At 46.3% G+C, this 15244-nt stretch carries 16 protein-coding genes and 1 pseudogene; 11 read left to right on the top strand and 6 right to left on the bottom strand.

Features of this window, described 5'->3' with window-relative positions; genetic code table 11:
• The first annotated feature begins 35 nt into the window (after nt 1-35).
• Complete coding sequence (locus MDHKLMBL_RS20360) at nt 36-674, top strand: PEP-CTERM sorting domain-containing protein (protein WP_104272517.1); 639 nt, start codon at nt 36-38, stop codon at nt 672-674.
• 271 nt (nt 675-945) lie between these two features.
• On the top strand, nt 946-1995 hold the full coding sequence (locus MDHKLMBL_RS20355) for a hypothetical protein (RefSeq protein ID WP_104272515.1): 1050 nt from the start codon (nt 946-948) through the stop codon (nt 1993-1995).
• 696 nt (nt 1996-2691) lie between these two features.
• On the opposite strand, the gene MDHKLMBL_RS21255 is transcribed toward MDHKLMBL_RS20355, so the two are convergent.
• Nucleotides 2692-2943: a GmrSD restriction endonuclease domain-containing protein gene (locus MDHKLMBL_RS21255; RefSeq protein ID WP_241956287.1), complete on the bottom strand. Its 252-nt coding sequence runs from the start codon at nt 2941-2943 to the stop codon at nt 2692-2694.
• 704 nt (nt 2944-3647) lie between these two features.
• Between MDHKLMBL_RS21255 and MDHKLMBL_RS20345 the strand changes: the two genes are divergently transcribed.
• Nucleotides 3648-4337, top strand: coding sequence for a hypothetical protein (locus MDHKLMBL_RS20345; RefSeq protein ID WP_104272513.1), 690 nt, complete (start codon nt 3648-3650; stop codon nt 4335-4337).
• 17 nt (nt 4338-4354) lie between these two features.
• Here the strand turns inward: MDHKLMBL_RS20345 and MDHKLMBL_RS21250 are convergent, their stop codons facing one another.
• Entirely contained in the window at nt 4355-4540 is a 186-nt protein-coding gene (locus MDHKLMBL_RS21250) for a hypothetical protein (RefSeq protein WP_241956286.1), read from the bottom strand.
• 752 nt (nt 4541-5292) lie between these two features.
• Between MDHKLMBL_RS21250 and MDHKLMBL_RS20335 the strand changes: the two are divergent.
• From MDHKLMBL_RS20335 to MDHKLMBL_RS20855, 4 genes and pseudogenes are all read left to right on the top strand, one after another.
• Nucleotides 5293-5505, top strand: a pseudogene (locus MDHKLMBL_RS20335) (transposase domain-containing protein); the annotation flags it as partial.
• On the top strand, nt 5489-5632 hold the full coding sequence (locus MDHKLMBL_RS20860; protein WP_115483688.1) for an AbrB/MazE/SpoVT family DNA-binding domain-containing protein: 144 nt from the start codon (nt 5489-5491) through the stop codon (nt 5630-5632). The pseudogene MDHKLMBL_RS20335 and the gene MDHKLMBL_RS20860, both read left to right, overlap by 17 nt.
• Before the next feature lie 245 nt (nt 5633-5877).
• Nucleotides 5878-6120 (top strand): hypothetical protein, encoded by a 243-nt coding sequence (locus MDHKLMBL_RS20330; protein WP_104272510.1) that lies wholly within the window; start codon nt 5878-5880, stop codon nt 6118-6120.
• 1080 nt (nt 6121-7200) lie between these two features.
• Complete coding sequence (locus MDHKLMBL_RS20855; RefSeq protein WP_146083441.1) at nt 7201-7707, top strand: hypothetical protein; 507 nt, start codon at nt 7201-7203, stop codon at nt 7705-7707.
• 18 nt (nt 7708-7725) lie between these two features.
• Here the strand turns inward: MDHKLMBL_RS20855 and MDHKLMBL_RS20320 are convergent, their stop codons facing one another.
• Nucleotides 7726-8079: a hypothetical protein gene (locus tag MDHKLMBL_RS20320; protein ID WP_104272506.1), complete on the bottom strand. Its 354-nt coding sequence runs from the start codon at nt 8077-8079 to the stop codon at nt 7726-7728.
• Nucleotides 8080-8256: 177 nt separating this feature from the next.
• Entirely contained in the window at nt 8257-8817 is a 561-nt protein-coding gene (locus MDHKLMBL_RS21440) for an abortive infection family protein (protein WP_199185565.1), read from the bottom strand.
• Nucleotides 8818-9557: 740 nt separating this feature from the next.
• On the opposite strand from MDHKLMBL_RS21440, the gene MDHKLMBL_RS20305 reads away from it, so the two are divergent.
• The 3 genes from MDHKLMBL_RS20305 (at nt 9558) to MDHKLMBL_RS20295 (ending at nt 11830) form a co-directional block, all read left to right on the top strand.
• Nucleotides 9558-10250, top strand: a complete 693-nt coding sequence (locus MDHKLMBL_RS20305) for a PEP-CTERM sorting domain-containing protein (protein ID WP_104272502.1) — start codon at nt 9558-9560, stop codon at nt 10248-10250.
• Nucleotides 10251-10502: 252 nt separating this feature from the next.
• Nucleotides 10503-11240: a hypothetical protein gene (locus tag MDHKLMBL_RS20300; protein ID WP_104272500.1), complete on the top strand. Its 738-nt coding sequence runs from the start codon at nt 10503-10505 to the stop codon at nt 11238-11240.
• 2 nt (nt 11241-11242) lie between these two features.
• On the top strand, nt 11243-11830 hold the full coding sequence (locus MDHKLMBL_RS20295; RefSeq protein WP_104272498.1) for a DUF2325 domain-containing protein: 588 nt from the start codon (nt 11243-11245) through the stop codon (nt 11828-11830).
• Between the two features lie 431 nt (nt 11831-12261).
• On the opposite strand, the gene MDHKLMBL_RS20290 is transcribed toward MDHKLMBL_RS20295, so the two are convergent.
• Nucleotides 12262-12663, bottom strand: a complete 402-nt coding sequence (locus MDHKLMBL_RS20290; RefSeq protein ID WP_104272496.1) for a hypothetical protein — start codon at nt 12661-12663, stop codon at nt 12262-12264.
• 125 nt (nt 12664-12788) lie between these two features.
• Nucleotides 12789-13406: a hypothetical protein gene (locus tag MDHKLMBL_RS20285; RefSeq protein WP_104272494.1), complete on the bottom strand. Its 618-nt coding sequence runs from the start codon at nt 13404-13406 to the stop codon at nt 12789-12791.
• A gap of 1036 nt (nt 13407-14442) precedes the next feature.
• On the opposite strand from MDHKLMBL_RS20285, the gene MDHKLMBL_RS20280 reads away from it, so the two are divergent.
• Nucleotides 14443-14913, top strand: a complete 471-nt coding sequence (locus tag MDHKLMBL_RS20280) for a PEP-CTERM sorting domain-containing protein (RefSeq protein ID WP_104272492.1) — start codon at nt 14443-14445, stop codon at nt 14911-14913.
• Nucleotides 14914-15244: the final 331 nt, after the last annotated feature.

Below are 15244 nucleotides of genomic sequence, written 5' to 3'. Positions count from 1 at the left end.
GAAGGTACGCATGGGCCGGTGCACTGACTGGGTGAATGGATGTCAGGTGCGATTATATCGCCTCAGGCCTTGCGGTTGCAGGTCTGGGGATTAAATTAGACCGTGTGAAGTCACGGATTCAGGTAATTACTCATCAGGACGCTGGTGGATGGCTCAGTGGCCGCGAACCTGGTTCTGCACCCATGGGTCGGCTGACGGTCGATAAGTCGATAAATATTAATAAATTTGGGGTTCTAATGGACATAAAGGGGGATTCGGACCTTCAATTCTTTATCTACGACGCGGATACTGGTTCAAATTTACTTACTTCAAGCATAATAGAGTCTGTTGATGTAGGGTTGGGCTATTATTTCACAGACAGGTTAAATTTCAGGTTTATTCCGAATACCGTATATAGCGTTGGCGCTGTGAGCAGCAATGGCGCATGGTACGCCGTCGATATGGTTGCCAACTCAATATCTGGCTTTAATTTTTTAACGGGAAACCAAAACATAAGGAAAGAATCAGGTTCTTACATCCTTAATACGGGAACGGCCTGCTGTGATGTAATGACGGCATTTCAAGTCGGCCGCCCAAGAAAGGTCCCTGAACCACACACCTTCGCCCTTTTGGGCTTAGGTCTCGCGGGAATAGCTGCACTCCGCAGAACCAAAACTGCAACGGAGGAAAGCTGACGAAACCATTGAAAGGTTCAGCACTGTGTTGCTAGTTGAGCTGGCAATACAACGACAAACGAGCCAATATTGGCTTTGAAGGGACTGCGTCTCATCAGTAATTAGTTACAGTGGCCTAAGGTCTGCTTTTGACTCTCCTGCTAATGTTAAAATTGGGTAATGCATTTTGGACTTGTCAGTATATTTAAAAATATTAACGCCAATAATAATTATTATTACTGGTATAGTTCTATATAAATGGAACGCATGGAATCAGGTTTTTAGAGAGTCTATGACCGCTAGGTCAAAGTTAACTAGAGAAAGAGGATTAGCATTAGCAGATTACTGTTCTGACTTGGCTTTACAGCTTAAGTCCGAGTTAGAAATGGAAGCATACGATCGACCAATCGATGAGAAAACTCTAAATACTATAAAAGATCTCTGCAAGGCAGTATGGATTAAATCATACTTCTGTACCGCTGAGGTAAAAATCTCTTCACAAACGCTTTATGAAATGGTTCGTTTAATCGAATATTCACATAATAATGAGGGGGCTTTATATAAAGATGTAGATGTTAAGGTTATGGTATTTTTCTTTCTTATGAAAATAATGGAATTCTCACTTTCAACTGTAACGCCACGGCGACCAAAGTACATTGGCGTGAAGAAACATTTTAAAAGTAAGGTTGCAAAATATGCATATGGAGAATATTTAAACATGAATGATACTGATTTTTCTGACATATCAGGGAAATCAACAAATCATGTTTTGGTTACTTTGTATCACAGTTGTGTAAAAAATATTGGTGACACGAATTTTTTAATGAAGAAATTGTTTGTTGAGTCCATAGTTGGGAAAAATGAATTTTTACTCATTGACATGATTATGTTGGAAATAGCTTTTCCATACAAAATCGACTTAAACCCTAAGGACAGCATCTTCGCCGTCCATATTGAGAATAATGAAAACCTTGGGCTTCGAAAAGAAATCGACCATGAGGACGTCGCTCTTTTTTATTCGCCTAATTCTAGTAGTGAAGAAGACATACGCACCATTGAAACTGCTTTGAAAAGGGGACTATCTCATTTGCATCCAAAGAAAATATCGATCATCGAAAAACGCAAAAAAATATTCAGAGTTGACATCGCTGCCACAGAGTTAAGAAAGAATTTCAAAAGAAAAAAGAGCCTCATTCGGTATCTTATATTCAAAGATCACGATAAGAATATTTTACATTACCTTACGCATGAAATTTTTCTGGCAATTAAGACCCCGATATTTCTATTGCCAAACTATTTCCGTGGCAAAGTGATAGAGTTTTTAGAACGAAAGAAATTATAAAAATTCTTGCCGTTCATTCTAAGTATAAGTAGATACGCCTTATCCTTTAAAATCTTAGAACCAAAGTGATTCCATTATCACAGTCACTTAATTTTGGGTCTAACTGCTCAATGGTGCGGCAGGAGAGGGTTTTTAAATTAATTTTGGAGAGTTACACCCTGAACTCTCACGACAGATAGAAGAAAGCGGCTGGGAGTTTAGAGGTTTCAGGTGCTTACAACAACAGACATCCAAATTGATACCTGAACAACTGGCCTTCTCGCCACCCAATTGAAGCCGAATCCTCCGATTGTCAGATCATCACCGATGCCGTATTGCGCGGAGCCTCTAGTGTGCCCGCATAAGTCTCCACCCATTATAAAGCCGTCCGTGGAAGCGGGGTAGAACTGAATAATTTGACCGTTTAGATTACTTTAGGACCAACCATCGGGAACTCCTATTCTGTATGTCTCGACATTTAGATGATACATAGAGAACAGGTTGAGCGCCAGCTGGCGTCGTCGCCCTTCACTATGCTTGGGGAATCCTATTCTTCCACCTCTGTCTGAACCTGGAACGGAGTTGGGCTGGCTCTACTGGACAAAGCATGGTGGCCGAGCGGTTACTCGAGGCAGGAGGCGTACGGTCTCGACTTCTCCTCATTTTTGACAGCTTTCTAAGAAGGACCGTATCCAACTGGTCTCAACAGGAGTTGGTTCAAGTTTGTATTTTTTGACGATCCGTGTGAACCGAGCGACATATCCACATTGGCCGGCAGGCGGTAACCATTCGTTTGGGCCAAGAGCCCCTTTGCTCCGATTCAAATTTAGCCTCGACTGGCCACAGATTTACCCTGTCATTAGCAAATCTTTGACGCTTATCGTTCGACCATTGTTGTGCACCTCTGTCCCATGACCAGGCTAGGGGTACAATGTGGTCAATATCAATCCCAGCTGCGTTCTGTATCACGTCATTGGTGAAGGGGCTGATCCATCGACCAGTGATTACTCGACAACGTTTATCCGATGCAAACCGCACAGGCGTGGATGAAGTAGCAATCAATGCTTCTGCTCGGCTATCCTGACAATCGCCGTCAGCGTCATCCCAGCCATGACCAAACGCAGAACGTTCGTATTTTTGAACCGCCTTGGATTCATTTTTGTCAGCTTTGAGCTATGCCAGGGCCAAGCCTTTCGGCAACTCTCCGCCGCCCTCCAGGCAGGCCTCGACAGATTTATAAGCCTGGTAAGCCTTGGTCCTCTCGTACCAGCCACTTTCAGGGGGGTGGCACAGACCGCTGTTTGATTTTTTTACGACGCTTGCATTAGCAGTAAAACTGAACAAGAAGCCTGCTATCAAGACGATGAATAACCTGCTTCTGGAGCTAAAGAGCATGTCGTTTTGAGGTCCTTGCGATGTGAACTTGATATTGGATACAAACGTATTTTTAACTACTATTATCGCACTCTAAATTCTGAGGACGAAGGCCCCATCTATCGAAGTGACCGCAACGGCAGACAGGTCGCTGCTCCGCCTGCTGTGAGCAATGAAAGCGGAGGGAGTGTATGGATTGAAAGTAGTATCCGCAACCAAGCAGGATCGATGATTCAGCTGTTAGATTCGTCCGACTGCAACGTGTCACGAGCCTCAAACGAAAAGAAGATCAACGATTCATGACTATCAGCTTTTTTGAGAAAGGCGAATTGTCGTCCGGATTCCATGGCTGGCGTGTTGTCGCCACCATCCGAGGCAAGCGGTTTCAGAAATACTTTTCGCTGAAACGGCCAAATACCAGAATTACTGAAAGCCTTTGGTATAAGTATCAGGAGACCAGAGCCCGTTACTACGATGCCCGTTATCAAGCCCGCTCTGCCGCTATCCAATACATTGATTTCGTCAGCAAGGATCATCCGGCAACCCGTCCGTGTCGTGGTGTCGGTTTTCATGGCATCACGCTGGGCATAGGGACCGGAAAAAGTACCGCTAACGAAACCTGCTATTTCTCGGTGAACAAACGAGGGGCCGCGATTAAGTTCTGCATTGACGAGCGAGCATCGTTGTCCCAGGCATGGGATCAGGCTGTCGCTTATTGGGGCGAAGTCTTCGATGTACGACAAAAAGATGTCAGGAAGAAAGTAACTCAAGTTCCTAGCCCGGACCAATTCAAGGCTCTTCGCAAACAGTTAAATGAGCAGGAAGGCTACGATTATCCGGTCAGTGTTCTGCACCATGTTTACGCTGAGCAGCGAAACCATTTAGAAAGACGAAAAGCCCGGGAAAGTACGAAAGGGGAGGTTAGTCAGGACGATCTTCTGACGATGTACGCAAATCTGGAACGTCAGGTTTCAGAGTTCCGGAAGTAAATTAAACATAGCCACTATCAATTCCCTGGGGATCGCCCCAAGGCATCTGGCTGGGAGGTCAATACCCGGATCATTGGCTGTCGCCCTTCCATGACACCGACAACACCGATATCGCTGATACGCGCCCCAACCATATAGTTTCCGGGGCCCAGCCGGTTATAGGGCTCAAGGATCATGGCTCGCCATGCTTCAATGTCTAGCAAAACTGATTTTAGTTCCGGCACCAATTTTAGAATGCGGCGGTCTGTAACACCCAGCCACCGAGTGCGTTCAATTCCGCTGCTCGTGACAACGCCAACCGTTTCCATGGACGCAAATGCCCCAAGTGTGGCGTATGACATATTGTGCCGACGGCGAAACTCCATCCTCAGCTAGCTCGATAGTAACGGTTTATGGCTCCCCGCAGGATTGATTACTGTGGACACGCCACCCTGTTCGGAGTGATGAGAGGGGCGAAGTAGGCTTACAAGCCGACATGGACCAAGCTCCACTTACACTGTATTTGTGTACAGTATTTTGCGGAGCCAGAGCAGTAAGGTCAAGGTAAGGCCGTTATGCAGCATCTAATTGCTCAAACAGGAATGGTGCCAGGCCTCTCCCTGACGGGTCACACCACTCGGCAGGTGTCGCGATCGCCTGGCATCCATGCCGGCCTTGAGTCGTGGTCGAGTGTGACTAACTGACTCGCCCTCAGTTTACTGAGCCAATAACGATGCTAAAGGAGCTATCTCTGAAAAACTTGTGTGAGAAATCTCACGTGGATCAAGGTCAAGTTAATTAGAAGCCTCCGATCACTTCAGCTGTAGCGCCGTGAAACAGGGATCCAGCCATGCGTGACCTGGGAAGGTGATCCGGAAGGTAGAGAAGGGAGCACCTCTTGTAAACGCCCGAGAGATGCCCCGGATTCGGTTTTCATCAGGTTTCAATGACTGCTGACCACTTCGCGGTGATCCCGCGAGCTGCGGCAGTCATGACACTAATCCAGTCAGCAAAGCTGAACGGACATGATCCCTATGCCTACCTAAAGGGCGTGCTGACCCGACTGCCGACGGAGAAGAACAACTCCATCGACGAGTTGTTGCCCCATAACTGGAAGCAGGCTATACCTGACAAGAAGAGCCAGGCCTATAAAGCGGATTCGAGGAGGAGGCATGCAGACAACAGTTGAAGCCGATGGTGATGAATTAGTAGTTGTGATCCCGCCTGAAATACTGGATCGGGCAGAGCTAGAAATCGGAGACGAGGTCGAGCTGTCGATCGAAAACGGCGTCATCGTTACCAAATGCTGCGGCTAAGGATTACCATTTAAAAGCCACTCTGCGAGATGGTTCTGCGCGGGCTAGTTTTTCGCGAGTAACTTGCGACTATACGCAAATTCTGGAAAGCGGACCCTTTTGCCGCGGCAAGATCGTCTATTAACAGAGCCCGGATATTTCTCCAAGTGAACCGCCCAATGATCTCATCTTGAACCTGACGTTGTTGGATCTATGGATCTACTAGTTTGATACCCTGGTAAAAGATCTTGAAGCGAGAGGTTCCCATGAAAAAGAAACGACCAACAGAACATGAACTACTCAAAGACCTGAACCCCCGCGGAGCCCACGCGGACGAGTTGGCAGATCCGCTCGCCCACGAGTTGGATCCTCTGGATAGACTGAAAGGTTCGGTAAAGAAATTCGAGCGACCCACTGACCCCGCTACTGACCCAGAGGATTGGGATGCCTGGTTTAACGAAGGAGGCGTTTCAGGAGATCTCATGGAAGGCAATAGAGAGAAGCGATGAGTGTTAGGAGCTTGGATCAATTCCATTCAGCTTCGCTGACTGGATCAGGGCCATTACGGCAGTAGAACCATTGGAAAGCGGACCTCTTGACCGCGACGAGATAAGCCCGTGAAGGGAGCCTTAACCGGGGTAGGTTCTCTCCTAGGCTAGGAGTGGCAAGGGCACCAGGACAAATCCAGGCTTTTAAACAAAAGCGAACATTAGTCAGCGCTTTTTAAAAAGGCACGCTTCCATTGGAAAGCGGACCTTTTTGCATCGCGCCTTGCAACCGTGGCAGTGGGGGGCAGGAGCTGTAAAGCTGATTTGATGTGGGCAATGGCCTAGCTTTGAACATAACACCCGTGTGCGCAACCGGACCCTCAAAACCGTTATAACCCTTGTCTCAGCGTTCAGACTCCCGCTCGCGAGCTAGTTTCTGCGGTTTGGCAACCTGATCCCTGGTCATTCTCTCTGTTTTGAAGCGTCATGAAGCCCTCTGGCATCAGAATTTCCACGTTAATGAGCGGCCAGACTGGACTACTTATAGGTCTGAACGTCATCTGTAATACGCTTTGGCTCTTGTCGTGCATTACCCTCAGATTGAACCTCGCATCGGTTTGTCCCTGTTCCGCCGATTTCCGATACCAATTGGCCGCTTGCTCGCAGTCTTGAGATTTTGCCCGGTCACCATCTCTGACTTTTCGGTTTACCGTGATCTGCATGAAGGCCTTCTCGGATCAGGACCTGGCCATTCAACGTTCTGACGGTTATATTGGAAAAGAAAGCGCTGATTCAGCCAGTTTCTAAGCGCTTGATTTATGTCTGCAAGTAGTACAGGTTGAACTATGGACTATTACATTATTTCTGCATTGGAGGCCGATTCAATGAGCTTAAAAGGAAATAAGTCTGGAGTTTTTTCTTTGAGTAGCAGACCACACAAGGAAAGATTCCGATATGTTTTGTACGTCTTGGAGCTTTTTTCCTGTGGAATACCGTACGGAGATAAAAATAAAAGATAAATTAACTGAAATTTTTTGAGCAAAAAAAATAATTATATTTTATTAGCGCAATTCAAAGAAAATATTAAAACGAGAACGTTCTATGGTTAAAATAATTCTTTTTGGGTTTTTCTGCCTTATTTTATCTTCAACTGTCAGTTCTGAGACTAAAACTTTTAAAATAAACCCTAATTGGGGGGTTGCTATAAATACTGACGATTTTACTGACGAAAAAACTTGCAGTTTTGGTCAAATCAGTGATGCACTTAGTGTATTATTTATGAATGCACCTAACGGTAACCACGTTAAGGATACAGTAGCTGTATTTTCTAGTAATGCTAGGATAAATGGTATCGGTATTAGATATAGAGTTGATAAGAGCAAACCAGTTTTATTAGGACAAGAAAATTACAAATACCCTAAATACTCAAATACATATTTAGTCTACGGAAAAAATTATAAAAAATTGGTTGATGACTTCAAGTCAGGAAGAGAAGTTGTCTATCAATTTATGTCAAAAGGCGAGCCGATTAATGATAAAGTTTACAAGGTAAATCTAATGGGTTTTACAGAGGCATATAACTATACAATTAAATGCAATAGTAACTAACTATCGGAATCCTGATATTTAAGGGAAAAACGCTACCCCTTTTAATGCATCAATTATATACTGCTTTCTTGCAGTGCCACCACGATACGCAACACATGTTGCCTCGTAGGCACCTTGAGTTTTTAATGGGCGAATATCAACCAGCTCTGCGCATAAGTGACCATTGAGATTCAGGCCTGTCTTTACCATTTCATGAACTTTTGGCGTGGATAAGACTTTTTTGACTTGAGCCATGCCAACATTAAGACCAATAGTTTTCATGCCAAAAAGCGTAAGCTCTTTTTTATGTATATCGGACAGGGTTTCTGCATGTAACGATGTTGCCGAAAATAAAAATCCGTACAATAAACACAAAACAAAAGATTTTTTCATTGAATAGCCCTCTCAATCCTGAATTCAAAAGCTACGTTTGTAGCGCTTGAGCGTTTTTCAAGGTCTCCTCCAGCATCATAGCGTCGTGTGGCAAGCGCGTCACTAATACGCCCGTTGAACCGTTCCATCATGCCATTAGTCTTGGAGCAACCAGCCCAGGGACAATTAAACGGTCGTTTATTGGACGTCGGGTGTAATCCCCCCATTTTTAACCGCCATTTTGACCAGAGGGTTAAGGCCACGATTCCAGAACGAACATTGCCAAGGTATGAGCACTATGAATTGCCAATCGGGCGTGCCTGGGCTCCAATTTATAGATCTGCTTCCTGCTCCATGAGCTGAGCTGGCGTGTGTACGTAGCGCACCAACACCATCAACGATTGAGTGCATCCCTGATAGAATTTTGCGCAAATCGTTGTCTTCTATGCGCTTCGGGTCAAAGTTCAAGTATTCGGCCACCGGCTTCCAGAGGTTTTTCATATCCTGTTTTGCCGGTTTCTCCAGCTTCTCTTCGTCGATCATGATCTTGAAAAGAGACTCCAGAATATTGCATGCAACTGAGCATGCCTCGCGAGGCTCAGTATTCGTATTGTCTATCGCTCGCTCGAATTCCATATTGATAGAGATTAACTCACTACCTTTGATCAGATCAGATAGGCTCTTTGTTGCACCCTTCATCCCCACAGCCGACTGAACCTTTCCTCCTATCCGGTATACCAGGTCATATCGCTCAAGCACTTCCTTTGTCTTTCTCTAAAAGGTCTCCCGAGACAAAGACCCTGGCGGTGATCCAAACAGCTGCGAGTGATGATCATCCGGAGTCTCCATCTCTTCTTCGATTAATTTCCCCAGAACCGCAAGAGGGGTCGAGGATTCGACGTTGGTGCGCCTAAGCCAGTACTGGCACTTCACAGGTTTACTGCCCTCTGGAGGGTCCCCTGGAGCGTCTGGGTACATGAACATGCTGTCCAGGTCGGCGTGAGTCTTAACTTGAGACAGATGTTTTGCAACGAGAGCAATAATCGGCGCTGGTATCTGAGTCTTCAAAAGAAAATCCCCTGGATCTGTGAACTCAGGAGGCAGTCTACATCAGCTTGAGTTGTGTAACCCGGCGGCGGCATGGTCAACGCCGCCAGATAGTCCTTTGAAATAGCCTCCGTTTGAGGCTGGGGCGTGTCATGTGTATCGGGGGAAGTCCACCGCCGTTTTAAAGCCGTCCGTGGAAACAGGGTAGAACCCACCACACTTCAAAAGCAGTGCAGAGCCAATCAACCTCGCGTAGGTGTGCGTGTAAGTCGCCGTGAAACTACGATTAAACCAAGGTTCGATGCTATCTCACATTGGAACTGTCCCCAGTCGCAGGATAGAGCCCGTCTGAGTTAGGACAACTTCGTAACTCTGCGAGGGGATTTTCACGTTATGCGTTTATTCTGTGTTTATAATGAGGATTGCCACAACATCAGTTCAGGGACGTTAAGATGAAAAAATTTGCAATTATGCTTCTCGCCTCACTGTTTTCTACTTCCGCCATTGCAGTTCCAATAACTGTAGAGTTCAGCGGTTCGATTTATCAGTCTGATAACCTCACGAGCGACCCCTACTACGATCCCACTGAGGATTGGTCAACCGAGCTGTATGATCTCTTTAAGCTTGGCGGTGTCATTAGTGGTCATTTCTACTACGAATCAGAGGCAACACCGAGCCAGGTTCTCGGATCAGGTGAGGACACACTTGCTGAGTACAGCCTTACCGGATTTGATATTCAGTATGAGAGCTTCAGCGGTGGAAGTACGGGAGGAACACTTACCATCGACAACGGCTACTATGGCGATTGGGACCAATATGTAGTTTGGACAGATACTGATGACGGGATTTGGGGTACAGGTACCACCGCATCCCTTGGTTATTTTGGTTTGGGTGTCTACGACTATACCCAGACTCTGTTAAGTGACACCAGTATTCCCCTGTCCGCGCCTGATATTGATACCTATTGGGACAGCATGATCATGCTTGGCTTTTACGAAGACCCTACTCTACCCAACCAGGGCACATATATTGTTAACGCGACGGTTACAGAGCTAGGTATCGTGACTGAAGTTCCGGAACCCTCGACCGCTTGGCTGCTCACACTCGGCCTCTCGCTGATGTTCATCAAAAGAAAACGGAGTTAGAAGTGAATAGCCTCAGGAAAGACCGACCCAATGTTTGATGCGTGTTCTTCCTGGCAAATTACTTTGAATGGCATGACCAAGCATTCCATGGAGCTAGCAGAATTCCATAAAAGACACATTGAGTTTGGGTTTGAGCGAGGTGAGACACATAAGAGGATGCATATTCGAATTTCCTGAAGTAGCAAAAGCTCGAATCATCCAGTTCCAATAGCCACAGCGGCGTCCCGAAAACAGAAATAAGAAAAGGAATTCATGGGTAACTTCTTGCTTAATCGCAGCGCTTTTTTCTTCCTCTCCCTAGCACTGAGTTTTCTGGTGGTTGGTGTTTCAATGCATCACATTTTGAAAAGTGCTTACGAGTCCTATTGGACTGCGATTGATCGCGTCCAAACAGTAGATTTCAATCTCTTAGCATCGACAGCAACAGGTACCGTTAGCGTAATAATCCAGACCGATAACAGGGAAAAGGCTGAAGAATTCGTGGATTCCAATTACTGCCTTTTCAGGATTCAAATAGAGCGCTGCGCGAATGAAGCATGTCAAGTCATGGAGACCATGGCGGACAACGCAAGAAACGAAAGAGCCCGTTGCCAGGCTCTGGAAAATGGGAAACAGACGCTCCGAATTCCCATCTTTCAAGACGCAGCATCGCTAGCAACAGTTTCTTTTAACCATGCTTACTCCAAACAGGCCGATGTTGCAGTAGAAACTGGTCAGCGAATTGGATATCTGACCCTTTCGCGTGGGAGCTTTATTCCCTTTGAGGCCGATTACAAGGATTTCCTTTCCAAATGGTTGAAAGGGGAGGCCAACGCATCGCGTCATGAAATTTACAAGACTTCAGCTTCCGTAAGTTTGTTGTTGGGTTTGCTGACCTTTTTAATCCTTTTCATAGTTCGGCAGTTTTACATCTCTCAAGTTAAGAGAAAGATCATCACTGAAAAACTTCTTAGGGTTATAGATCGAAAAATTGAGAAAAAGAGCCTCTGAACATGGAAGATCGATACACTCTCCTAGAGAAACTCAGGAAAAGACTGGTTTCTTTAAGCATATTCAGCAGAGCTGCGGAGGAAATCGCTGCTCTTGATAAAGCGATGGATTTGATCCTTGAAGAGCAAACAACGCCCGACGGTAAAAGCAGTTTAGAGGTTTGTAGAAGTCTGAGAACACAATTGAGTCAGTGCGAGGCTTCCAAGGTCCGAATTAGCAGGACGCTGGCTGATTATGAAGCTTCAAAAAACCACTTCAAGACGCTAGATCACAAGAAGATTGGCATCGTTGGGGGGCACCCGACAGATGCCAAGAGTCTTAAAGCGGCCTTCGACTCTCTTTGCAGCGAAGCTCGCGTAAAGTTCAAAGAAACTATCGGCAAAAGTACACCCGATCACCAAACCTTTAGGGAAAAGTACAGCGACGTCGATCTTCTAATTGTTTTCACTGGATTCGTTGGACACTCGCTGACCCGACACGCGGACATGATTGAAAAAGAAGAGGGAATCACAGTTATCCGTTTAGAAAAGATGCCCAGCGAATATCGCTCCATCATGGCCGAGATTCTCTGCGCCTTGAAAGACAGCTGAGCATGCCGAATTGAAACTGATCAAGGCACGCTTTTACCGATTCTTCAACCACGTAAATGTTCGCTTTGCGACCAGGGCATCCTTTGAACTCAGCTAAACAGAAGCGAGCATTGGTAAGCCGTTGTAAAGTCGCCCGTTTCCATGGGAAAGCGGAGTTTTTTGCCGTGTCGAGATCGGTTATTTAGGGCAGTCCAAATAGTGCTTCGAAGAGAACCTTGCTCGATTTAACGTTGAGTCAACTGACGTTTGGGAAGTTCAAGGTCTACTTTCGAACACGTTAACCGAACCTCGTCACAACGGAACACAGGAGGCGCTCATAAATCAAAAATATTAGCGTCAGTATTTAGTGAATGATTGTAAGCGACAAAATTTCTCTCATTCTTATCCGACTGGTTCAATCTGCGAATATTAAGCTTTGGAAGCCACCTGATTCAGCCAAATTTAGTGTTTATTTCTTTCAGGATATAGTCAACATACTTATGGAGGTATCTGTCGGTGTAGGGTTCGCTCATATACTTGGCTAACTGGGAAAATAACGTGGTAGCCTCACTTCCTATCGCCTCGCTTGCCTTGTATTCCAGTAGTAGACCTTTTGCTTCGGAAAGTTTGGAGCTATACAAATATTTAGGTGAGTGCCTGGCAGTATTAAAGGCACTATAGAGCCTTATGATTGACGCTTTTTCTTTAGGTTCAGCCTCCCTGAACTCCACTCCCATAGTCCGAATCATGTCTTTTAAAATAACGAATGAACCATCAACCGGTTTGTTTTGTGGTGCTACACATCCCGACATGAGCAGGGCGAAAGCGATCAATACAAAAAATTTATTTTTCATGATGTTTGTCCTCTTCTAGCATTTATCCGGAGATTTAACCGTAAACTAATTGAATACCACCTGTTGCAAGTAGGGTTCTCTCACGATTCGATAATTTTTCATCACTGAACGAGTTCATAGAGCAATCAGAAGTAGTCCTCAGCACGTCCGCCATTCGCCTCACTGCTCTCGTCAAAATAAGATTCAGGTCCGACCTGCTCTTGCTTACACATTGCAGCGGCCCTATCCAGAGCTGCTCGCGAACCATTCAAACTTAGTTCGGCGTAGACCGGCTCTAAATCATCGCGAAAAGGAGCGAACTTCAACCGAAGCATTCGCCCAAGACGCATCTCGGAGATCAGCCGTGGCAGTGATCCTGCGAGTACGTAACCGTATACTGTCCTTTCACCAGAAACACTGGTGGCTTCATAAAGCGCTTCATGGATAGGTTTGCGATCAACCCGGATTGAAAGGTCAGTAAGCGCGATTGTTTCGGATTTCGCAAAGCTGGTCGAGCTATCCATATGTACTTGCAATTCCGGTTCGCATTTTTCTGCGTCGAAGTCGAGCAGCACACGAAGATCACTATAATCAGACGTGTTAATAGCACGGTAAAACCGATAGTTACCAAGAGAGAGCTTTAAAGAGGACCAAGCACCATGGTCTCGGCCTTTATCCGCATTGTAGCTTGCGCTTTGCGCAACGACGGAAAACGAAAAAAACAACGCCGCGACGAAGCTCCGCACCAATATTACTTTCAGCAAAATGGTCTCCTTAAAAATCGGACTCGACGCAAGCAATCTTAATTTCTGGCCTGCGAAAGAGGTTTGAGTCGTGGGGGGCTTGCCAGTCTTCACACATGCAAAGAACTCCCAAGATACTCTGCGTCTGGCAAACCCCCGATTTACTAAACGTCTGGGCAGTCCCACACGGACTTACCCTGGTCCACTAGACACTCCTAACCTATGATTAAAGCATAGGAGGAATTGTCATGATCAGCCAACGTTACCCCCTGAATTCAAGGACGGGTTCTACCCCGTTTCCACGGACGGTTTTAAAAAGGGCTGTGGACTTACCCCAGTACGCATGACACACCCGAGCCTCCAACGGGGGCTTTGTGACTCGGATCTGAACGTCCGCTTTGCGACCAAGGCTACTCACGGACCTCAGCTTAAACAAAAGCGAACATTCCAGAACCACCCATTCCCAGCGACTTTTCCTTTGGTGCCTCTCTGACATCCACCATTCGCAGAACTCAGAAATTTGCGATCGAAGTGGTTATTTGCATTGTTTTGATCGCTTTTCTCGTCTGTCTCCGTTCAAAAGTGGGTGGACATTGGTCCTTATTTAATGGAAACGCCGATGGTGTAAGGACTGGCGGTTCTTGGGGCGGCGGTGGAGATGGCAGTGGTGGTGGAACTTGCTAAACGTTTAACAAGTCAATTAATTTCGTTCCGGCCTTTGGCCTTCGCCGAACGCTCCTGTCGGGGCGCTTCAGCGTAATGACGCAAAACACGAAAAGCTGAGTTAATTTGGATGAAGCAATAGTTGCCTTGGGTCAGACCCCCGGCGAGTAGCTGCTTAGGACCCAACCGCGGGCGTTCCTTTGCGTATCAATCGTTCCTTTTCTGCGAAACACATTGACCGTCTGTCAACGAGCTTAATCATGTCAGATATTTTTACAGGTGCCAGGCTTTTTTATGCATCAATGGTTTTAAGTTTCTGAGAGTAATAGAGATCTAGCATTTGGCACCACCGTTGCATTATCCAAGTCTGGAATAATTAAAAAGGTCAAAAACCATGAAAAAGTTTTTGCTGCTAACCCTGCTTCTTCCAGCACTTGCAAACGCCAACGTAATCAACATATCCGGTGCTGGCGATTTGAACGGCTCGTGGGAGACTCAACTACTTTTCGGACCTTATTACGATTTTGAAGAAACTCTGGTTTCTCAGGTTTGGTGGCAGGATCGTGCAGCGGCACGGATATTCGCAGAGACGTTGGCTGACGGAGAAGCAGAAGGATTCAATGCACTATTAGGCGTGGGCCCATATTTTGTGTGGGACTTTTCAGGCACAACACTCAATTTCGTGACATATAGGAATGGCGGCGTGGCCTTTGGTTCGACTGCTAGCTCCTCATCTAGCTTTTTCGAAACGCGAGACGTCACTTTTGCGACCGCATCTCGGGTAACAGTCCCCGAACCCGGAACCCTTGTTCTGCTGAGCCTCGGCCTCGCATCAATCGGCATCATCAGACAGCGTAAATTCTAGGTTTGACCATGTTCCCAAAGAGCCTTTCTTGCGGCGGCCCTCCAAATTTTGGCGAGCTTCCGCTTCTGGCCGAACGCTTCCGCTCAGCGGAGTAAGGTGACAGAAAGTGAACAGTGCAACATCGTCGGCAGACGGCTGAACCTGCCTCAACTTCGCTACCGGCGAGCTGTCGTCACCCTTAATAGCAGCGGAGCATCGGCGTTAGGCACCTGTGTCAGCAACAGTGCTAAAAGTCCGTAAATTGTCAGGATAGATTGTCCTCCCGACCCGCATGGCCTTTTCTTGAAGGTGACGAAACCTGAAAGGAAAAGACTCATGCAAAGCCGAGAGG

It is taken from the genome of Marinobacter flavimaris (genome assembly GCF_002933295.1).
Lineage (GTDB): Bacteria > Pseudomonadota > Gammaproteobacteria > Pseudomonadales > Oleiphilaceae > Marinobacter > Marinobacter flavimaris.
Note: the sequence above shows the minus strand (reverse complement) of the source record. Positions and strands in the feature narration are given on the sequence as shown.